This is a genomic window from Haloferax sp. KTX1 (genome assembly GCF_902410085.1).
In the GTDB taxonomy this organism is placed as follows: domain Archaea; phylum Halobacteriota; class Halobacteria; order Halobacteriales; family Haloferacaceae; genus Haloferax; species Haloferax massiliensis.
Map to the genome: position 1 here is coordinate 1 of NZ_CABPRH010000245.1, position 424 is coordinate 424.

Genomic DNA, 424 nt, shown 5'->3' on the forward strand with positions numbered 1-424 from the left:
GGTTCAACATGGCGTTCCCGGACAGTCCCGTCTGGGAGGTCCGCAAACGGGTGGCGCTTCAGCGGGCGTTCAGCGCCGGTCAGTCTATCTTCGCGACCGAGGAATCGTGTGACATGGCGGCTGTCTTCGAGGACATCGCCGCTGAACTCGACGAGCAGTTCGGCTTTACCGACACAGAGGTACCAGCATGAGTGACGACGAACGTATGGACAGGGCGGAGCGCATCCGGCAGATGCGCGAGGGGAACAAGGCAGAAACTACCGACGACACTGAGGAGACAAACGACGCCTCCGCGGACGGCTCCGGTGAGCAGCCCACCGACGAGGGCGAAACCGAGGAGACAGCAACCGAGGTAGCCACCACGGACTCAGCGGCCGCCAGCGATGACGCGGCTGACGAAACGGCTACTGCCGATGAACAGGCC

The 424-nt window shown here is 63.4% G+C and carries 2 pseudogenes; both read left to right on the forward strand.

From position 1 onward, the window contains the following. Positions 1-191, forward strand: a pseudogene (locus FY251_RS21670) (ParA family protein); the annotation flags it as partial. Beyond that, a pseudogene (locus FY251_RS21675) lies at positions 188-424 on the forward strand (chemotaxis protein CheW); the annotation flags it as partial. The pseudogenes FY251_RS21670 and FY251_RS21675, both read left to right, overlap by 4 nt.